13 protein-coding genes are annotated in these 15,359 nt (G+C 41.8%); 11 read left to right on the top strand and 2 right to left on the bottom strand.

What is annotated here, in order from left to right; all coding sequences use genetic code 11:
- Positions 1-33: 33 nt before the first annotated feature.
- Genes KJK34_RS05335 through KJK34_RS05305 form a run of 7 tightly spaced genes read left to right on the top strand, consistent with a single transcriptional unit; the run spans position 34 to position 7,255 of the window.
- Complete coding sequence (locus KJK34_RS05335) at positions 34-717, top strand: TetR/AcrR family transcriptional regulator (protein ID WP_223052835.1); 684 nt, start codon at positions 34-36, stop codon at positions 715-717.
- Entirely contained in the window at positions 714-2,375 is a 1,662-nt protein-coding gene (locus KJK34_RS05330; RefSeq protein ID WP_223052834.1) for a peptidase domain-containing ABC transporter, read from the top strand. Before KJK34_RS05335 ends, KJK34_RS05330 begins: the two co-directional genes overlap by 4 nt.
- A 5-nt stretch (positions 2,376-2,380) precedes the next feature.
- Entirely contained in the window at positions 2,381-3,754 is a 1,374-nt protein-coding gene (locus KJK34_RS05325) for an HlyD family secretion protein (RefSeq protein ID WP_223052833.1), read from the top strand.
- 3 nt (positions 3,755-3,757) lie between these two features.
- Complete coding sequence (locus KJK34_RS05320; protein WP_223052832.1) at positions 3,758-5,155, top strand: TolC family protein; 1,398 nt, start codon at positions 3,758-3,760, stop codon at positions 5,153-5,155.
- A gap of 42 nt (positions 5,156-5,197) precedes the next feature.
- Positions 5,198-6,016: a type I methionyl aminopeptidase gene (gene map, locus KJK34_RS05315; RefSeq protein ID WP_223052831.1), complete on the top strand. Its 819-nt coding sequence runs from the start codon at positions 5,198-5,200 to the stop codon at positions 6,014-6,016.
- A 53-nt stretch (positions 6,017-6,069) separates the two neighbouring features.
- The gene (locus KJK34_RS05310) at positions 6,070-6,459 is read left to right on the top strand and encodes a GxxExxY protein (RefSeq protein ID WP_223052830.1); all 390 of its coding nucleotides are present in this window, start codon (positions 6,070-6,072) and stop codon (positions 6,457-6,459) included.
- Between the two features lie 28 nt (positions 6,460-6,487).
- Entirely contained in the window at positions 6,488-7,255 is a 768-nt protein-coding gene (locus KJK34_RS05305; RefSeq protein ID WP_223052829.1) for a class I SAM-dependent methyltransferase, read from the top strand.
- On the opposite strand, the gene KJK34_RS05300 is transcribed toward KJK34_RS05305, so the two are convergent.
- Positions 7,252-10,059 (bottom strand): M16 family metallopeptidase, encoded by a 2,808-nt coding sequence (locus KJK34_RS05300; RefSeq protein ID WP_223052828.1) that lies wholly within the window; start codon positions 10,057-10,059, stop codon positions 7,252-7,254. The two genes, KJK34_RS05305 and KJK34_RS05300, sit on opposite strands and share 4 nt — an antisense overlap.
- Before the next feature lie 161 nt (positions 10,060-10,220).
- Here KJK34_RS05300 and KJK34_RS05295 point away from each other — a divergent pair, with 161 nt between their 5' ends.
- From KJK34_RS05295 to KJK34_RS05280, 4 genes are all read left to right on the top strand, one after another.
- Positions 10,221-11,492, top strand: coding sequence for a type IX secretion system plug protein (locus KJK34_RS05295; protein ID WP_223052827.1), 1,272 nt, complete (start codon positions 10,221-10,223; stop codon positions 11,490-11,492).
- Positions 11,493-11,594: 102 nt separating this feature from the next.
- Entirely contained in the window at positions 11,595-11,981 is a 387-nt protein-coding gene (apaG, locus tag KJK34_RS05290; RefSeq protein ID WP_223052826.1) for a Co2+/Mg2+ efflux facilitator ApaG/CorD, read from the top strand.
- Between the two features lie 112 nt (positions 11,982-12,093).
- Positions 12,094-13,719: an L-glutamate gamma-semialdehyde dehydrogenase gene (gene pruA, locus KJK34_RS05285; protein WP_223052825.1), complete on the top strand. Its 1,626-nt coding sequence runs from the start codon at positions 12,094-12,096 to the stop codon at positions 13,717-13,719.
- A 66-nt stretch (positions 13,720-13,785) separates the two neighbouring features.
- The gene (locus KJK34_RS05280; RefSeq protein WP_223052824.1) at positions 13,786-14,172 is read left to right on the top strand and encodes a DUF1801 domain-containing protein; all 387 of its coding nucleotides are present in this window, start codon (positions 13,786-13,788) and stop codon (positions 14,170-14,172) included.
- Between the two features lie 511 nt (positions 14,173-14,683).
- On the opposite strand, the gene rsmG is transcribed toward KJK34_RS05280, so the two are convergent.
- Positions 14,684-15,313: a 16S rRNA (guanine(527)-N(7))-methyltransferase RsmG gene (gene rsmG / locus KJK34_RS05275; protein ID WP_223052823.1), complete on the bottom strand. Its 630-nt coding sequence runs from the start codon at positions 15,311-15,313 to the stop codon at positions 14,684-14,686.
- Positions 15,314-15,359 lie beyond the last annotated feature (46 nt).

Raw genomic sequence — 15,359 nt, 5'->3', positions numbered from 1 at the left:
ATACTATTATATTTGCATGGAAATTGATTGAAGATGCAAAGTATTCTACCGAACCTGAAAATACAGGTAAATGAAAAGATTTATGTAAAGGACCCTGAAACGTCGGTACTGGGCAGGAACATTATTAAAGAAAGTATCCTGCTTATTGATGAGATTGGGTTTGACGATTTTACATTTAAGAAACTGGGCGAGCGCATAGGCAGTAATGAGAGCTCCCTGTACCGCTATTTTGAAAACAAGCACAAGCTGCTGATATACCTGTCGTCGTGGTACTGGAGCTGGATGGAGTACAGGCTGATACTTGGCACCGCCAACATGGAAGACCCGTGCCACAAACTAAAAAGAGCCATTACCATTGTTACAGAGAAGGTAGAGGATGACCAGACAACAGAACACGTAAATGAATCGGTGCTTAACCGCATAATTATTGCTGAATTCAGCAAAACGTTTTTAACCAAAGAGGTGGATGAAGAGAACCGTGAAGGTTTCTTTATTATCTACAAAAGGGTTATTAAGCGAATTGCAGAGTATATAAAGGAAGTGAACCCGCAGTACCCGTTTGCCGAGAGCCTTGCCAGCACGGTAACACAGGGCGCGCTGCACCAGCACTTCCTTAAAGACCATTTTACCACTATAACCAATTGCAATGTAACCACAACGCCGGCAGATTTTTACCTGCACCTGGTTACAGGCATCTTAAACGAAGAAAAACAATGACACCCCTGAAACGATTTTACAACCTGCTGAAGCTGGACAAAAAAGACGTGTACCAGATACTCTTTTATGCTGCATTTGCGGGGCTGATAAGCCTTTCTTTGCCACTGGGCATACAGGCCATCATTAACTTTATACAGAGCGGGCAGATAAGCGTATCCTGGATAGTACTTATTTTTGTGGTAACGCTGGGTGTGGCCTTTGGCGGCATACTCTCTTTAATGCAGCTGCGCATAACAGAGAACCTGCAACAAAAAATATTTGTACGCTCATCTTTTGAATTCGCCTACAGGCTCCCTAAAATTAAATTCAATGAACTGTATAACCGCTACCCGCCCGAGATAGCCAACCGTTTTTTTGATACGCTTTCCATACAAAAAGGTACATCAAAACTGCTGCTTGATTTCAGTACCGCTCTCTTACAGATAAGCTTTGGTATCATACTATTGTCATTATACCACCCGTTCTTTATCCTGTTTGGTGTGCTGCTGGTGCTGTTGCTGTACCTCATCTTTAAATTCTCTTTTGCACAGGGTTTGCAAACCAGCCTTAAAGAGTCTACCTTTAAATATAAGGTTGCTTACTGGCTGCAGGAAATAGCCCGCAACAACAACAGCTTCCGCAAATCACTTAACTTTGATTATGCGCTGTGCCGTAACGACGGGCTTGTAAATGATTATATCTGCTACAGGGAGAAACACTTTGGCGTTATAAAAAAGCAATTCCTGCAACTGATACTTTTTAAGGTAATCATTACTGCCGGGCTTCTGTCAATAGGGGGTTACCTTGTGCTTGGCCAGCAAATGAACATCGGGCAGTTTGTTGCCGCCGAAATCATCATCCTTTTGGTAATAAACTCAGTAGAAAAAATAATACTCGGGCTGGAAACTTTTTATGATGTGCTTGCCTCGGTAGAAAAAATAGGTATTGTTACCGATATGGAGCTTGAGCAGTCAACAGAGTCTGTTAACGGCATTACAGCCGAGTCGGATATTGTACTGGAGACTGATAACCTTTGCTACCGCTACCCCGAATCTGATAAAGATGCCCTGCATAATATTAACCTGCGCATAGAGCAGGGCGAAAAATTATATGTAAGCGGTGCAAACGGCTCGGGTAAAACCACGCTGGTAAGGGTACTCTCCGGCTTCCTGCAGCCTGATAACGGTGCATTTTACATTAACGATGGCAGTTACAACAAGATAAATAAAGACTACTACAGGTCGGTAATCGGTTTTGTAATGCAGGGCGAGAGCCCTTTTGAAGGCACCATACGGGAAAATATAACATTTAACGATCCTAATATTACGGAAGAAAAGTTAAAATGGGCGCTGGACAGTGTGAACCTCACTCCGTTTATAAAAACGTTGCCTGAGGGGCTTGATACCATACTTTACCCTGACGGCAGGCAGCTATCGGCATCTAACTCGCAAAAAGTACTGTTGGCACGATGCATAGTGCACGAACCTAAAATACTTTTCCTTGAAGACCCAACCGATAAAATGGATGAGCCTTCGGCGAAAGCTATTATAGACTTTCTCTTCTCAGAAGAGCATAACTGGACGGTAATAGTATCGTCGGTTAACCATTACTGGAAATCGAAGTGCAGCCGACAGGTTATAATGGATAACGGTAAAATAGCAGAAGACCTAAAACTGTAATCACCATGCTAAATATATCAAACAATAACCAGGTAGAGATACTTTCCAAAAGGTATAAAACGGTTAATAACCTTGCCACCAGGCCGCACTATAAAATACTGAACAAAATTATAGTGGGTATCTGCATCATATCGGTAATTGGCCTGTTCCTGCCATGGACGCAGAACATAAGAGGCGGAGGCTATGTAACCACCCTTAAACCTGACCACAGGCCGCAAACAGTACACAGCGCTATTGCAGGACGAATTGAAAAATGGTACGTTCAGGAGGGTGATTATGTGCAAAAAGGCGACACCATACTGTTTATATCGGAGATTAAAGAAGAATACTTTGACCCTAACCTTGTAGAAAACACAAAGCAACAGGTAGAGGCCAAGCAAATGGCAGCCGAAAGTTATGACAGCAAGGTTAATGCGCTCGATACACAGATAGCATCTTTAGGCACTGAGCGTGGGCTTAAAATGGAACAGGCGCGTAACAAGATAAGGCAGGCTCAACTGAAAGTAAAAAGTGACAGTATGGACCTTGAAGCCGTTAAAACACAGCTCCGTATTGCAGAAACGCAGTTTAATCGTTCGCTGCAGTTAAACAAAGAGGGACTCAGGCCGCTAACCGATGTAGAAGAGAAAAGGCTTAAACTACAGGAAGCTGAAGCTAAGATAATTACCCAGGAAAATAAATTTATTGCGGCAAAGAACGAGCTTATTAATGCAAAAGTAGAGGTTAACAGGCTTATTGCGGAATATGCCGAGAAAATATCCAAGGCCAGCAGTGATAAATTCACAGCCATGAGCAGCCAGTATGATACCGAGGCACAGGTAACAAAGCTCCAGAACCAGTATGTTAATTACAGCATCCGTAACGGGTTGTACTATGTAAGGGCACCACAGGACGGCTATGTAAACCGTGCACTAACTGCGGGTATAGGTGAAACCATCAAAGAAGGTACACCTATAGTGAGTATAATGCCTGCAGGATATGATATTGCCGTGGAAACGTATGTTGACCCGATAGACCTTCCGCTGATTCACAAAGGCGCTAAGGTGAGGGTGTGGTTTGACGGTTGGCCTACCATAGTATTTTCCGGATGGCCGGGGCTTTCTTATGGTACTTTCGGAGGGCGGGTGGTAGCCATAGAAAACTTTATAAGCGCCAACGGCAAATACAGGATACTGATTGCACCGGACAATGAGGAAGAAAGATGGCCGAAGCAGCTTAGCATAGGCGCAGGGGCACAAACCATTGCATTATTGGAGAATGTGCCGATTTGGTATGAAATATGGCGTAACCTTAACGGTTTCCCGCCAAACTACTACCAGCCGCAAAATACAGGTGATGCTCCCGGCGGCAAAGATGAGGGCACTAAAGAAAAGAAGTAAAGAATGAAATTACATTTAAAGCTATATACACTCTTTTTGCTGTTTGCAGGCTTTACAGCCCATGCACAGGAATTTAACGAAGAAGTGCTTACCTTTAACGAATTCCTTGGGTATGTAAAGAAGTACCACCCCGTGGTTAAGCAGGCAAATCTTGAGGTTAACAAAGCCCAGGCAGCGCTTATGGCTGCACGCGGCGGCTTCGACCCCAAGATAGAGGTCGACTATGACGCAAAGGAATTTAAAGATACTGAGTATTACTCAATATTAAACAGCAGCTTTAAAATCCCTACCTGGTATGGCATAGAAATAAAAGCAGCTTTTGATAACAGCGAGGGTGTTTACCTCAACCCGCAGAACACAACTCCAAACTCGGGCCTAACATCTTTGGGCGTAACGGTACCGCTGGGGCAGGGACTGTTCATTAACCAAAGGATGGCCGATGTAAGGGCTGCAAAATTCCAGTTACAGATAAGCGAAGCCGAGCGTAAGCTAATGGCAGTTGAGGTGCTTTACCAGGCATCTGAAGCTTATTTTAACTGGAAAAGAACCTATAGTGAAACGTTGTTATATCAAAATTACCTTGATTATGCAGCAGAACGATATGAAGGCGTTATATCATTAATAGAACAGGGGGCTTCTCCTGCCATAGACAGCGTAGAAGCCGGCATAACCATAAGAAACAGGAAGCTTGGGCTTGAGGATGCCAAACTGAAACTGGCAAAGGCAAGGCTGGAACTTGCAAATTATCTTTGGATTGAAGATGTTCCGGTAGAACTTAACGATAATGTGGCCCCGGAGGAAAACCTCATAGCCACATTGCCCGAAACTTTAAAAATCAACAACCTGACACCAGACCCTTCACTGGTAGAGAATCATCCGAAAATAAATGCGCTTCAAAACAAAGCAAATATACTGGAGGTAGAACGCCGCCTTAAGGCCAACCAGCTATTACCAAAAATTGATGTGGGTTATCATTACCTTTCAGAGCCTTCTTATTTTGATGAATACCGGTTTGAGAATTATAAAGTTGGGGTTAACTTTTCTTTCCCTATATTCCTGAGAAAAGAAAGGGGAAATTTAAGGCTCGCCAAGCTAAAGCTGCAGGATATGCAATTTGAAATCAGCAGCGAGCGGGTAAGGCTTAAAAATAAAATTGAAGCCCAGCAAACAGAGATTGCTTCGCTGCAAAGGCAAAAGCAGGAAATAGACGGGCTTGTGGCAAGCTATAACACTATGCTTACATCTGAAGAACGGCTTTTCTCTTTCGGAGAGAGTTCTATATTCCTCATCAACAGCCGCGAAAACAATCTTGTGAGTGCGCGGTTAAGCCAGATAAATATAGAAAACCGCTACTTTATGTCTTACGCAGAATTGTTTAAAGTACTGGCTAACCCGGATTAAGTAATTTAATTTGGTTACTTTTGCAGACTGAAAAAGTTTGAGATGATTGTACAAAAAACCAGAGAAGAAATTGAGCTGATGCGCGAAAGTGCCCTGATTGTATCTAAAACACTGGGCATGATAGCATCGGAAATTAAACCTGGCATTACAACGCTTCAGTTGGATAAAATGGCCGAAACCTTTATTCGTGACCACGGAGCGGTACCCGGGTTCTTGGGCCTGTACGGATGCCCTTCTACCCTGCTTACCAGCGTTAATGACCAGGTAGTGCACGGGCTGCCTACCAATAAACCCATTGAGGAAGGTGATATAGTATCTGTTGACTGCGGTGCGCTGAAGAATGAATTTTACGGCGACCATGCTTATACTTTCGAAATCGGTGAAGTAGCAGAAGAAACCCGCAAACTACTTCAGGTTACAAAAGAATCGCTTTATGTGGGCATACGTGAATTCAGGTTAGGCAACCGGGTAGAAGATGTGGGGTATGCCATACAGAAATATACAGAAGGACACGGCTATGGCGTAGTGCGTGAACTGGTAGGGCACGGACTTGGGCGCAAAATGCACGAAGACCCGGAGATGCCAAATTACGGTAAGCGTGGCAGGGGCAAATTGTTTATTGAAGGTATGGTAGTTGCCATAGAGCCTATGATAAATATGGGCACTAAAAACATAAAACAGCTTAAAGACGGTTGGACAATTGTAACGCGTGACGGTAAGCCAAGTGCACACTTTGAACATGATGTTGCCCTTATAGACGGCAAACCCGAATTGCTTTCAACCTATGCCTATATCTACAAAGCACTGGGCATAGAGAGCGATGAAGAAAATGAATTCAGGCGTGAGCCATTGACGGTTTAATTATTTCGCAGAGTTTCACAGAGATTTCACAGAAAACCACTGAGAAAAAGAGAATGGAAATAAACAGGATGACTCATACTGTAATAGGCCTTGCCATGGAGGTGCATCGTCATTTAGGACCCGGCCTTCTTGAATCTGCTTACTGTGAGTGTCTGCACTATGAGATAAAAAACTCCGGGTTGAAGGTTGAAGCTCAAAAAGCTGTACCTGTAATTTATAAAGAAATAAAGCTGGATCATGGTTACCCTATAGATTTACTGGTAGAAAACAAGCTTGTGCTGGAATTAAAAACTGTAGAATGTTTTACAGATGTACATTTTGCACAAACGCTTACATATCTTAAACTTGGAAACTATCCGATTGGGTTGCTTCTTAACTTCCACACCAAAATACTAAAAGACGGAGGTATAAAACGGTTCATTAATACCTCTGAGAATCTTTGAGGAACTTTGTGCATCTCTGCGATACAAAATGAAAAAACTCTTTAAATTATTACTCAACACAATACCGAGGCCTTTGCTGATAAGGCTTAGCTATGTGGCACGCCCTGTATTGGCGCTTGCACTTAAAGGTAACCGCTATACCGACCCTATAGACGGCAGAAGCTTCCGCAGCTTTTTACCTTATGGCTACGGGCACCAGCGTAATAATGTGTTATCGCCAAGCACCCTGTCTTTAGAAAGGCACAGGCTGTTGTGGTTATACCTGAAAAACGAAACAGATTTTTTTACTGCACCTAAAAAAGTACTGCATTTTGCGCCGGAGCAGGCATTTTACAAACGCTTCCGCAACCAAAAAAACCTTGACTATACTACAACTGATTTATATTCTCCGCTGGCAGATGTAAAAGCAGACATCTGTAACCTGCCTTTTGAAGATAACAGCTACGACCTTATTTTGTGCAACCACGTGCTGGAGCATATACCGGACGACACAAAGGCAATGCAGGAACTTTACAGGGTTATGAAACCCGGAAGTATGGGCATCTTCCAGATACCGCAGGACCTGAGCCGTGACGTTACCTTTGAAGATAACAGCATAACCGATCCTAAAGAACGTGCGAGGATATTCGGGCAGTATGACCACGTGCGCGTTTATGGCCGCGATTATTTTGATAAATTAAGAAGCATTGGCTTCAGGGTAGTGGAAGAAGATTATACAAAAAAAATCGCCCCGGCAGATGCGGAGCGATTTTGTCTTGCTAAAGGTGAAATAATTCCTGTATGCTATAAAGATTAATTCTGTTCAGGCATAAGTATGGCAATTACTTTGTCTTTTGTCATATACTTTTTAGCAACGGCCTGAAGGTCTTTAACGGTAAGCGCTGCAAGTTTTTCTTCTTTTTTAAGTATTTCCTCAGGATTAGCGCCTCTCACATAAGCATTCTGGAAATTATCTGCCCAATATTCATTTTCTTTAATGCTCTTTTTATATTCAAGCATTTCAGCTTCCTTATATTTGGCAAGGTCTTTTTCCTCCGGGCCTTTATCTATCATTTTTTGCAGTTCCCTTAAAGCTGACTCGGTAAGCTTTTCGGCATTTTCAGGCCCGCACGGAAATGAGATAGAAAAACCATAAGAACCATAAGGTACACTCGACATTCTGCCGTTTGCTCCCACTCCATATACTCCACTCTCATTTTCCCTTAATTCCTCGGTTAGCTTAATGGTTAACACCTCGCCAAGAGCCTCCATAGCAAGGGCTTCTTTAGCAGAGTATTTTGTTTCTCCGCTAAACCTGATCATAACCCTGCTTTTCGGGTCTGTACCTTTATTTATTACTTTTTTGTGTGAGCCGCTCAATATCCTGTAACCATTGTCTATCGCTTTTTCTTTTTTACCGGAAGACGGAAGAGATGCCAGGTATTTAGCAGAATATTCTTCAAGAGCATTAGCATCTATATTGCCTACAAAAAAGAACTCAAAATCGCCTGCATTGGCAAAACGCTCTTTGTATTTGTCGTAGCAAAGCTTATAGTTGGTTTCTGCCCAGGTTTTTTCTGTTGGTATTATGCCATTATACCTTGGGTTATTCTGATAAAGAAAACCAAACAGCTCCTGCGAAAAGAAAAAGTCCGGATTAGACGCCATGTTTTCATAAAACGAAGACTGCTTTTTCTTATAGCCTTCATACGCTTCTTCATCATAATTAAGGTCGGTAAAGTAAGCATGTACCATTTGGAACATATATTCCATGTCTTTAGGTGTGCTGCTGCCCTGCATGCCTTCGGTAACATCACTTATGTAAGGATATACGCGTGCTATTTTACCCGTCATGAATTTATTGATATCATTAAGCTTTAAGCCGCTGAAGCCTGCTTCGGTAAGCGCGCCTTCTGCCCATTGTGTTTTCTTATAAACATCATTATCAAAAAGATTGCTTCCGCCAAAGCTTACTGCCTTCATCAATACTTCATCATTTTTAAAGTCGGTTTTCTTATACGTAACTTTCGCCCCGTTTGAAAGGTGAAGTGTAGTAGTGCCCAGTTTGGCATTGTTCTCTTTTTTTACAATACTTCCCGGCTTTACTTCTTTGCGCAACAGGCTTTCTGCCACAGGCTCATCCTGATAGGGCTTTAAATCATTATAGTTTTTATTGATTACCGCCAGTACCTGCTCTTCGGTAGGCTTTACAGCACCATCTTTTTCGGGGCCGGTAAATATTACCACCCTGTTGTCATCTTTAATATACTTTTCAGTAAGCCCGTTCAGGTCTTCTACTTTTATATCAGAAAGTATTTGCTTAAAAGTTGCAAACTCCCACTCTATACCCGGTGCAGGTACTTCTTCAAGAAAGTGTGCCTGATATTCGCTCACAAATCTTTCCGATTCGGTTTTGTCCCTGTCGTTGTAGCTGTTTTCAAGGTAAGAAAGCCATTCATTTTTAACGCGCTCAAGCTCGCTTTCGCTAAAGCCGTATTTCTTGGCGCGCTCATTTTCTTCTACCAGTACTTTCAATGCATCAAGCTGTTGGCCTTCCTGTGTCATTGCGAATGACTGGTACGCTTCTTTAGTGCGTGCCCATGTACCGCCATGGTAGCTGTAGCCGTATGTAAACGGCGGATTGGGTGTATTGGTAAGTTCCTGCAGCCTGTTATTAAGCATCCCTGCAAAAAGGTTCTCTTTAATATTTTGCTTGTAGTCGTTTATTGTTATTACCTTTTTAGGCTTGTCATAATCTTTATATATAAGCCTCACCTGTGCAAAGGAAGCTTCCTTGTCACTTTCTACTGAAACAAATGTCTGCTCGTGGTTGGGTACATCAAAAGTAATACGCGGCCTTTCGTTTACAGGGTTCTGATAAGACGAGAAATGGTCTTTTATTTTCTTTTCCATTTCTGCAACATCTATGTCTCCAACTACTATTACAGCCATCAGGTTAGGCCTGTACCAATCTTTGTAAAAACTTTTGATTTTATCATAAGTAAAATTCTCAAGTATCTCTTTCTGGCCAATTGGTAAACGATTTGCATAATGCGAGTTATACATCATTTTAGGCATAAAACGCTTCATCATACGTTTTTCGGCACCCAGGCCAAGGCGGTATTCTTCCAGTACAACTCCGCGTTCTTTATCAACTTCTTCAGGAGTAAGCACGGCGTTAAATGCCCAGTCTTCGAGTACCTGAAATCCTTTTTCAAGTTTTTCAGGATCGTCAGACGGTATAGGAAGAAAGTAAACAGTTTCATCAAAACTGGTATAGGCATTAAGGTGTTGCCCGAATTTTACGCCAATACTTTGCAGGTAATCGACCAGCTTGTTTTTCGGAAAACGCTTTGTGCCGTTAAAGCACATGTGCTCCATAAAGTGCGCAAGCCCCTGCTGGTCATCATTTTCGAGGATAGAACCTGCATTAATTACGAGGCGGAGGTCCACTTTATCTTCAGGCTTATTATTTTTCCTGATGTAATAAGTAAGCCCGTTTTGCAGCTTACCGGTTTTTACATTAGGGTCTAACGGAATAGGATCGTTGCCTTTAAGCTGCTGCGCATTTGCCATAACGGGCGCCAGCAACACAAAAAGCCATAACTTAAGGTTTTTCATATTGAATGGAATTAATTGGTTGTCTTATAAAACTATAAAAAAAATGTAATATTGTGTTAAGCCTGCTGAAGATTAGCAATAAACCTTATTGCCATAGCCGTTTATATTGTAATATAATTTATTTACTATATTTACGTTCACCTAATAAAAATTATTCAGCAATGACAAAAGCCGTTGCATATAAACTTCGTTTTATAGCGTTATTACTCTTTATACCTTTTATAATAAATGCGCAGGTACAGCAGGAAATAGCCCCGCCTTATAACATAAAGACTGTATCTTTCAGGAAAGGTGACCAGAATGTATATCCGTTTTTCAGGCTTGGCGAAGGCTTTCAGCTAACGTTTGATGACCTTTTTGGTAACGAGGCCAATTATTATTACAGCATTACACACTGCAACTATAACTGGACACCATCTACACAACTAACGGTTAACGATTATATTTCAGGATTTGATAACCAGCGTATCCAGATTTATGACAACTCTTTTAATACGCTGCAAATATTCAGCAGGTACACACTGAGCCTGCCCAATAAGTTTACGCAGATACTACTTAGCGGCAATTATATCCTTAAAATACTTAACGACAACCGTGAAGTGGTTTTTTCGCGCAGGTTTATTATTTATGAAGACCAGGTATCTGTACCGCTACAGATAAAAAGATCGCGTGACATGGACGATATCAATGAAAAGCATAACCTTGATTTTGCCGTTAAAACAAATGCTTTTGTATTTCAGAGTCCGTTGCAAAATGTCCAGGTGGCATTGTTCCAGAACGGGCGTTTTGACAATGCATTGTTCAATATAAAGCCACAATATACCATTGGTAACGACCTTATCTATAAATATGACAAAGAAACCCAGTTCTGGGCGGGTAATGAATACCATTACTTTGATAATAAGGACATACGTAATGCGGTAAACAATGTGCTGCGGATTACAGGAGGCGAAATATATAACACCATTCTTTATACGAATGAAGCAAGGGCTAACCGGCCTTATACCTACTACCCCGATATTAACGGTAATTTTGTAACCAATAACATCAGGCTTAATGTTACCAATATATGGCTGGAGTCAGATTACTCATGGGTATTTTTCAGCCTGAGTGCACCAACGTTTTTTGAGAATAAGGATATTTATATCGGCGGCATGTTTAACAACTATGCCAAGACCGATGAATATAAAATGGAGTATAATAAAGAAACGGCGCTTTATGAAAAAGCGGTTATGGTAAAACAGGGTTTTAATAACTTTATGTATATTGTAGCCGACAAGCGCGGCAATGTAGATGGCAAGAACGCTGTTGACGGTAATTTTTTCCAGACAGAGAACGACTACCACGTGCTGGTATATTACAGGCAGAATAATGACCGCTATGACAGGGTTATAGGTATGGGCACAGCCAATTCAGAAAACATTATTAATTAACGCTCAAAGAGTTAATACAGCGTTACAATTAATTTAATGTTTGGAACTTAGCCCCGCACTGTATAAATTTGTAACTTTGAAAAAAGAAAAATCCGCAAGGACATGGTATCACAAATAACAAGAGGCATAAAAATATCTGTTTCCACCAGTTTTGAAGGCACGTACTTTAAAAACTACAGGATACAATTTGCCTTTAGCTATGAGATTACCATAGAGAACCAAAGTAAAGATTCGGTGCAGCTAAACACCCGCCACTGGGAAATATTCGATTCACTGAACGATATGGAAATTGTGGACGGCGAAGGTGTTATCGGTAAAAAGCCGGTATTAAAACCGGGTGAAAAGCACACCTACAGTTCAGGTTGCCTGTTGTCATCACCATTCGGCGCGATGAGGGGTTATTTCAGCATGATCAATTTTACCTCTACCCGCTCTTTCAGGGTAATAGTACCTACCTTCAGGCTTAGTGCTCCGTTTGCGCTTAATTAATCATTTTCATTTTTAGAGGCATTTCCCTGCACTATCGGCAATTAGCATATGGTATTTTGCCTTATATTTGCATTACTCAGAAAATTTTTTAATTCTTTAAAACTTTTACAGTATGCCAAAAGGAATTTATAATGTGCCGGAAGCTTATAATGAGCCCGTACTATCATACGCCCCGGGAACCAAAGAAAGAGAGCAGGTAGCTGCCGCTTTTAAGGAAATGTATAACAGCACTGTTGATGTACCCCTGTACATTGGCAGCGAAGAAATACGTACCGGAAAGACAAGGGACATCAATCCTCCTTTTGACCATAAAAAATCGGTAGGGAAATACCATGAAGGCGATGTAAGCCACGTGGAAAAAGCTATAAAATCAGCACTTGAAGCCCGCACAAAATGGGCATCCCTTTCGTGGGAACACCGCGCTTCTATCTTCCTTAAGGCTGCCGAGCTTATTGCAGGGCCTTACAGGGCAAAAATTAATGCCGCCACCATGATAGGCCAGGCTAAAACGGTACATCAGGCAGAAATTGATGCCGCTTGCGAGTTTATAGACTTCCTTCGTTTTAACGTAGAGTTCATGACCCAGATTTATGCCGAGCAGCCTGTATCGTCTGACGGTATTTGGAACCGTATGGAGTACCGCCCGCTGGAAGGCTTTATATACGCCATAACACCATTTAACTTTACTGCCATTGCAGGTAACCTGCCGGCAAGCCCTGCCATGATGGGTAATGTGGTGGTATGGAAGCCAAGCGCCAGCCAGATGCTTAGCGCCAACGTAATAATGGAAGTATTTAAACTTGCCGGACTGCCTGACGGTGTTATTAACATGGTGCAGGGCAACGCAGCCGAAATAAGTGATACTGTATTTGACCATGCCGATTTTGCAGGTGTACATTATACCGGCTCTACTGCCGTATTTAACGGTATATGGGGCAAGATTGGGCAAAACATTAATAAATATAAAACCTATCCGCGCATAGTGGGCGAAACGGGGGGTAAAGACTTTGTTCTGGCGCACCCGTCGTCTATACCGGCACAGGTGGCTACAGCACTTTCGCGCGGTGCTTTTGAATACCAGGGGCAGAAATGTTCGGCTGCTTCAAGAGCATACATTCCAAAATCAATTTGGCCTGAGGTAAAAGAACTTTTGGTAAAAGACGTTAAGTCGATGAAAATGGGTTCTACCGAAGATATGAGCAACTTTGTTTCGGCGGTTATACACGAAGGTTCTTTTGATAAACTGGCTTCTTATATTGATGCCGCTAAAAAAGCAAATGACGCCGAAATTGTTGTGGGTGGCGGTTATGATAAATCAAAAGGCTGGTTTATAGAGCCAACTGTTATAGAGACATCTAACCCAAAATATGACACCATGTGCACAGAGCTGTTTGGCCCTGTACTTACAGTTCATGTTTATGATGACACTAAATGGGAAGAAACCCTTAAACTGGTAGATGAAACATCGCCATATGCTTTAACAGGCGCTATTTTCAGTCAGGACCGCTATGCTATAGAGCAGGCTACCAAAGCACTTGAAAACTGCGCAGGTAACTTCTATATTAACGATAAGCCTACAGGTGCCGTTGTAGGCCAGCAGCCGTTTGGTGGCGCAAGGGCATCAGGCACGAACGATAAGGCCGGGAGCGTGCTTAACCTATTGCGCTGGGTATCGCCAAGAACAATCAAGGAAACATTTGTTCCGCCAACAGATTACAGGTATCCTTTCTTAGGATAATCCACATACAGATAAGCTCCTGCAATACAGGAGCTTTTTTTATATCTTAGCTGTAAATCCATTGTTATGCAAACTATTGAAGACTACAACAACCAACAAACCGACAGCAACAAATCTATATGCGACCTTCTGTACAAAGAAATAGATAAGGCCCTGCCCGAAGCAGAAAGCAAAATATGGCATGCCCACCCCGTTTGGTTTTTAGACGGTAACCCTGTTGCAGGTTACAGCAAGTTAAAAGACAGCGTAAGGCTATTGTTTTGGAGCGGGCAATCGTTTAACGAGCCGGAAATGCAAAACGAAGGCAAGTTTAAAGCTGCCGAAAAGCGCTATACTGATGTGAGCCAAATTAACACTACCGACCTGCAACGCTGGCTTGAAAAAGCTCGTGACATACAATGGGATTACAAGAACATTGTAAAACGGAAAGGTGTGCTGGAACGGTTGAAATAGTTTTAATCTATGAATAAATGGACTCTAGTTCTTATCACTGTAATCTTGAGTGCCTTCCTGATTTACTTTACAAGTTATCTTGAAAACACAATTTTTAAAAGGCAAATTATCCAAACCTACACTATACACTGCTTATATTTAGCTTTAAGCACAACATTTCTTTCGAAGGTCAGTATTTGGCAAGTTGTTAAATCCTTCGCCTTTATTTTCATTACTGGGATAATGTTTGTGATTGTAGTAATGATTGCAGGTATTAACATCGACAATTTTATTTATATAGTAGTAGCTATGCTATATGCTGCTCTGCTTTTAATTCTGCTATACGGTCTTTACAAAATCAATCTTACCAAAAAACTGCTGTTGTCTATACTATTTGCCTGCGCAATAACTGCGCTTCTTCTCTACATGATTGACAGTTATCAAACGTATTATTATGGCATTAGCCTAATTTGTGGCTTAACATGTTTTAATGTAATTACTTTAGCATTAATCAGCAGTAAAAAAGCCAATACTAAACCTTATATTTCATAGCCAAGTGCACCACTTTTTTCGTCTCAAAAAATTCATCGGTAAAATAATCTGATAAATTATAAAGCGTCACCCTCTGGAACACCTGAAGTTCTTCGGTAAGGTCACCGCCTTTCAGGTACAATATTCCGTTTGGCAAATCGTGGTTCTGGTCTTTCTTTACCTTACCCCTCACCCACTTTACAAAGTCGGGCATATTGGTAACGGCACGGCTCACAATAAAATCGAATCCGCCTTTAACGGTTTCGGCGCGTTTTTGCTCAGCTTTTAGATTGGTTAAACCCAGGGCGTTTGCAACTTCCTGCACTACTTTTATCTTTTTGGCAATAATATCTATAAGATAAAATTCGGTTTCAGGGAATAGTATGGCAAGCGGTATGCCAGGAAAGCCACCCCCGGTACCCACATCCATAACCCTTGCACCGGGCTTAAACGGCATTACTTTTGCAATACCAAGCGAGTGCAGCACATGGCGGGTATATAGTTCCTCTATATCCTTGCGCGAAATAACATTTATTTTGGCGTTCCACTCGCTGTACAGCGGGCCAAGCATTTCAAACTGTTGCTTTTGCTTTTCCGTAAGATTAGGGAACTGCTTCAGTATTTCTTCCATGTGTGCATATTTTGCACAAAAGTAAGCATTTCAAAAAAGAAATTGC

The sequence above is a fragment of the Flavobacterium coralii genome, assembly GCF_019891545.1.
GTDB classification, from domain to species: domain Bacteria; phylum Bacteroidota; class Bacteroidia; order Flavobacteriales; family Flavobacteriaceae; genus Flavobacterium; species Flavobacterium coralii.
Note: the sequence above shows the minus strand (reverse complement) of the source record. Positions and strands in the feature narration are given on the sequence as shown.

Bases quoted from the DNA above. Each gene is read 5' to 3' on its own strand.
- KJK34_RS05295 (WP_223052827.1), top strand. From the start codon at position 10,221: ATGACAAAAGCCGTTGCATATAAACTTCGTTTTATAGCGTTATTACTC.
- KJK34_RS05280 (WP_223052824.1), top strand. From the start codon at position 13,786: ATGCAAACTATTGAAGACTACAACAACCAACAAACCGACAGCAACAAA.
- KJK34_RS05305 (WP_223052829.1), top strand. From the start codon at position 6,488: ATGAAAAAACTCTTTAAATTATTACTCAACACAATACCGAGGCCTTTG.
- KJK34_RS05310 (WP_223052830.1), top strand. From the start codon at position 6,070: ATGGAAATAAACAGGATGACTCATACTGTAATAGGCCTTGCCATGGAG.
- KJK34_RS05335 (WP_223052835.1), top strand. From the start codon at position 34: ATGCAAAGTATTCTACCGAACCTGAAAATACAGGTAAATGAAAAGATT.
- KJK34_RS05300 (WP_223052828.1), bottom strand. From the start codon at position 10,059: ATGAAAAACCTTAAGTTATGGCTTTTTGTGTTGCTGGCGCCCGTTATG.
- KJK34_RS05320 (WP_223052832.1), top strand. From the start codon at position 3,758: ATGAAATTACATTTAAAGCTATATACACTCTTTTTGCTGTTTGCAGGC.
- apaG (WP_223052826.1), top strand. From the start codon at position 11,595: ATGGTATCACAAATAACAAGAGGCATAAAAATATCTGTTTCCACCAGT.
- pruA (WP_223052825.1), top strand. From the start codon at position 12,094: ATGCCAAAAGGAATTTATAATGTGCCGGAAGCTTATAATGAGCCCGTA.
- rsmG (WP_223052823.1), bottom strand. From the start codon at position 15,313: ATGGAAGAAATACTGAAGCAGTTCCCTAATCTTACGGAAAAGCAAAAG.
- KJK34_RS05325 (WP_223052833.1), top strand. From the start codon at position 2,381: ATGCTAAATATATCAAACAATAACCAGGTAGAGATACTTTCCAAAAGG.
- map (WP_223052831.1), top strand. From the start codon at position 5,198: ATGATTGTACAAAAAACCAGAGAAGAAATTGAGCTGATGCGCGAAAGT.
- KJK34_RS05330 (WP_223052834.1), top strand. From the start codon at position 714: ATGACACCCCTGAAACGATTTTACAACCTGCTGAAGCTGGACAAAAAA.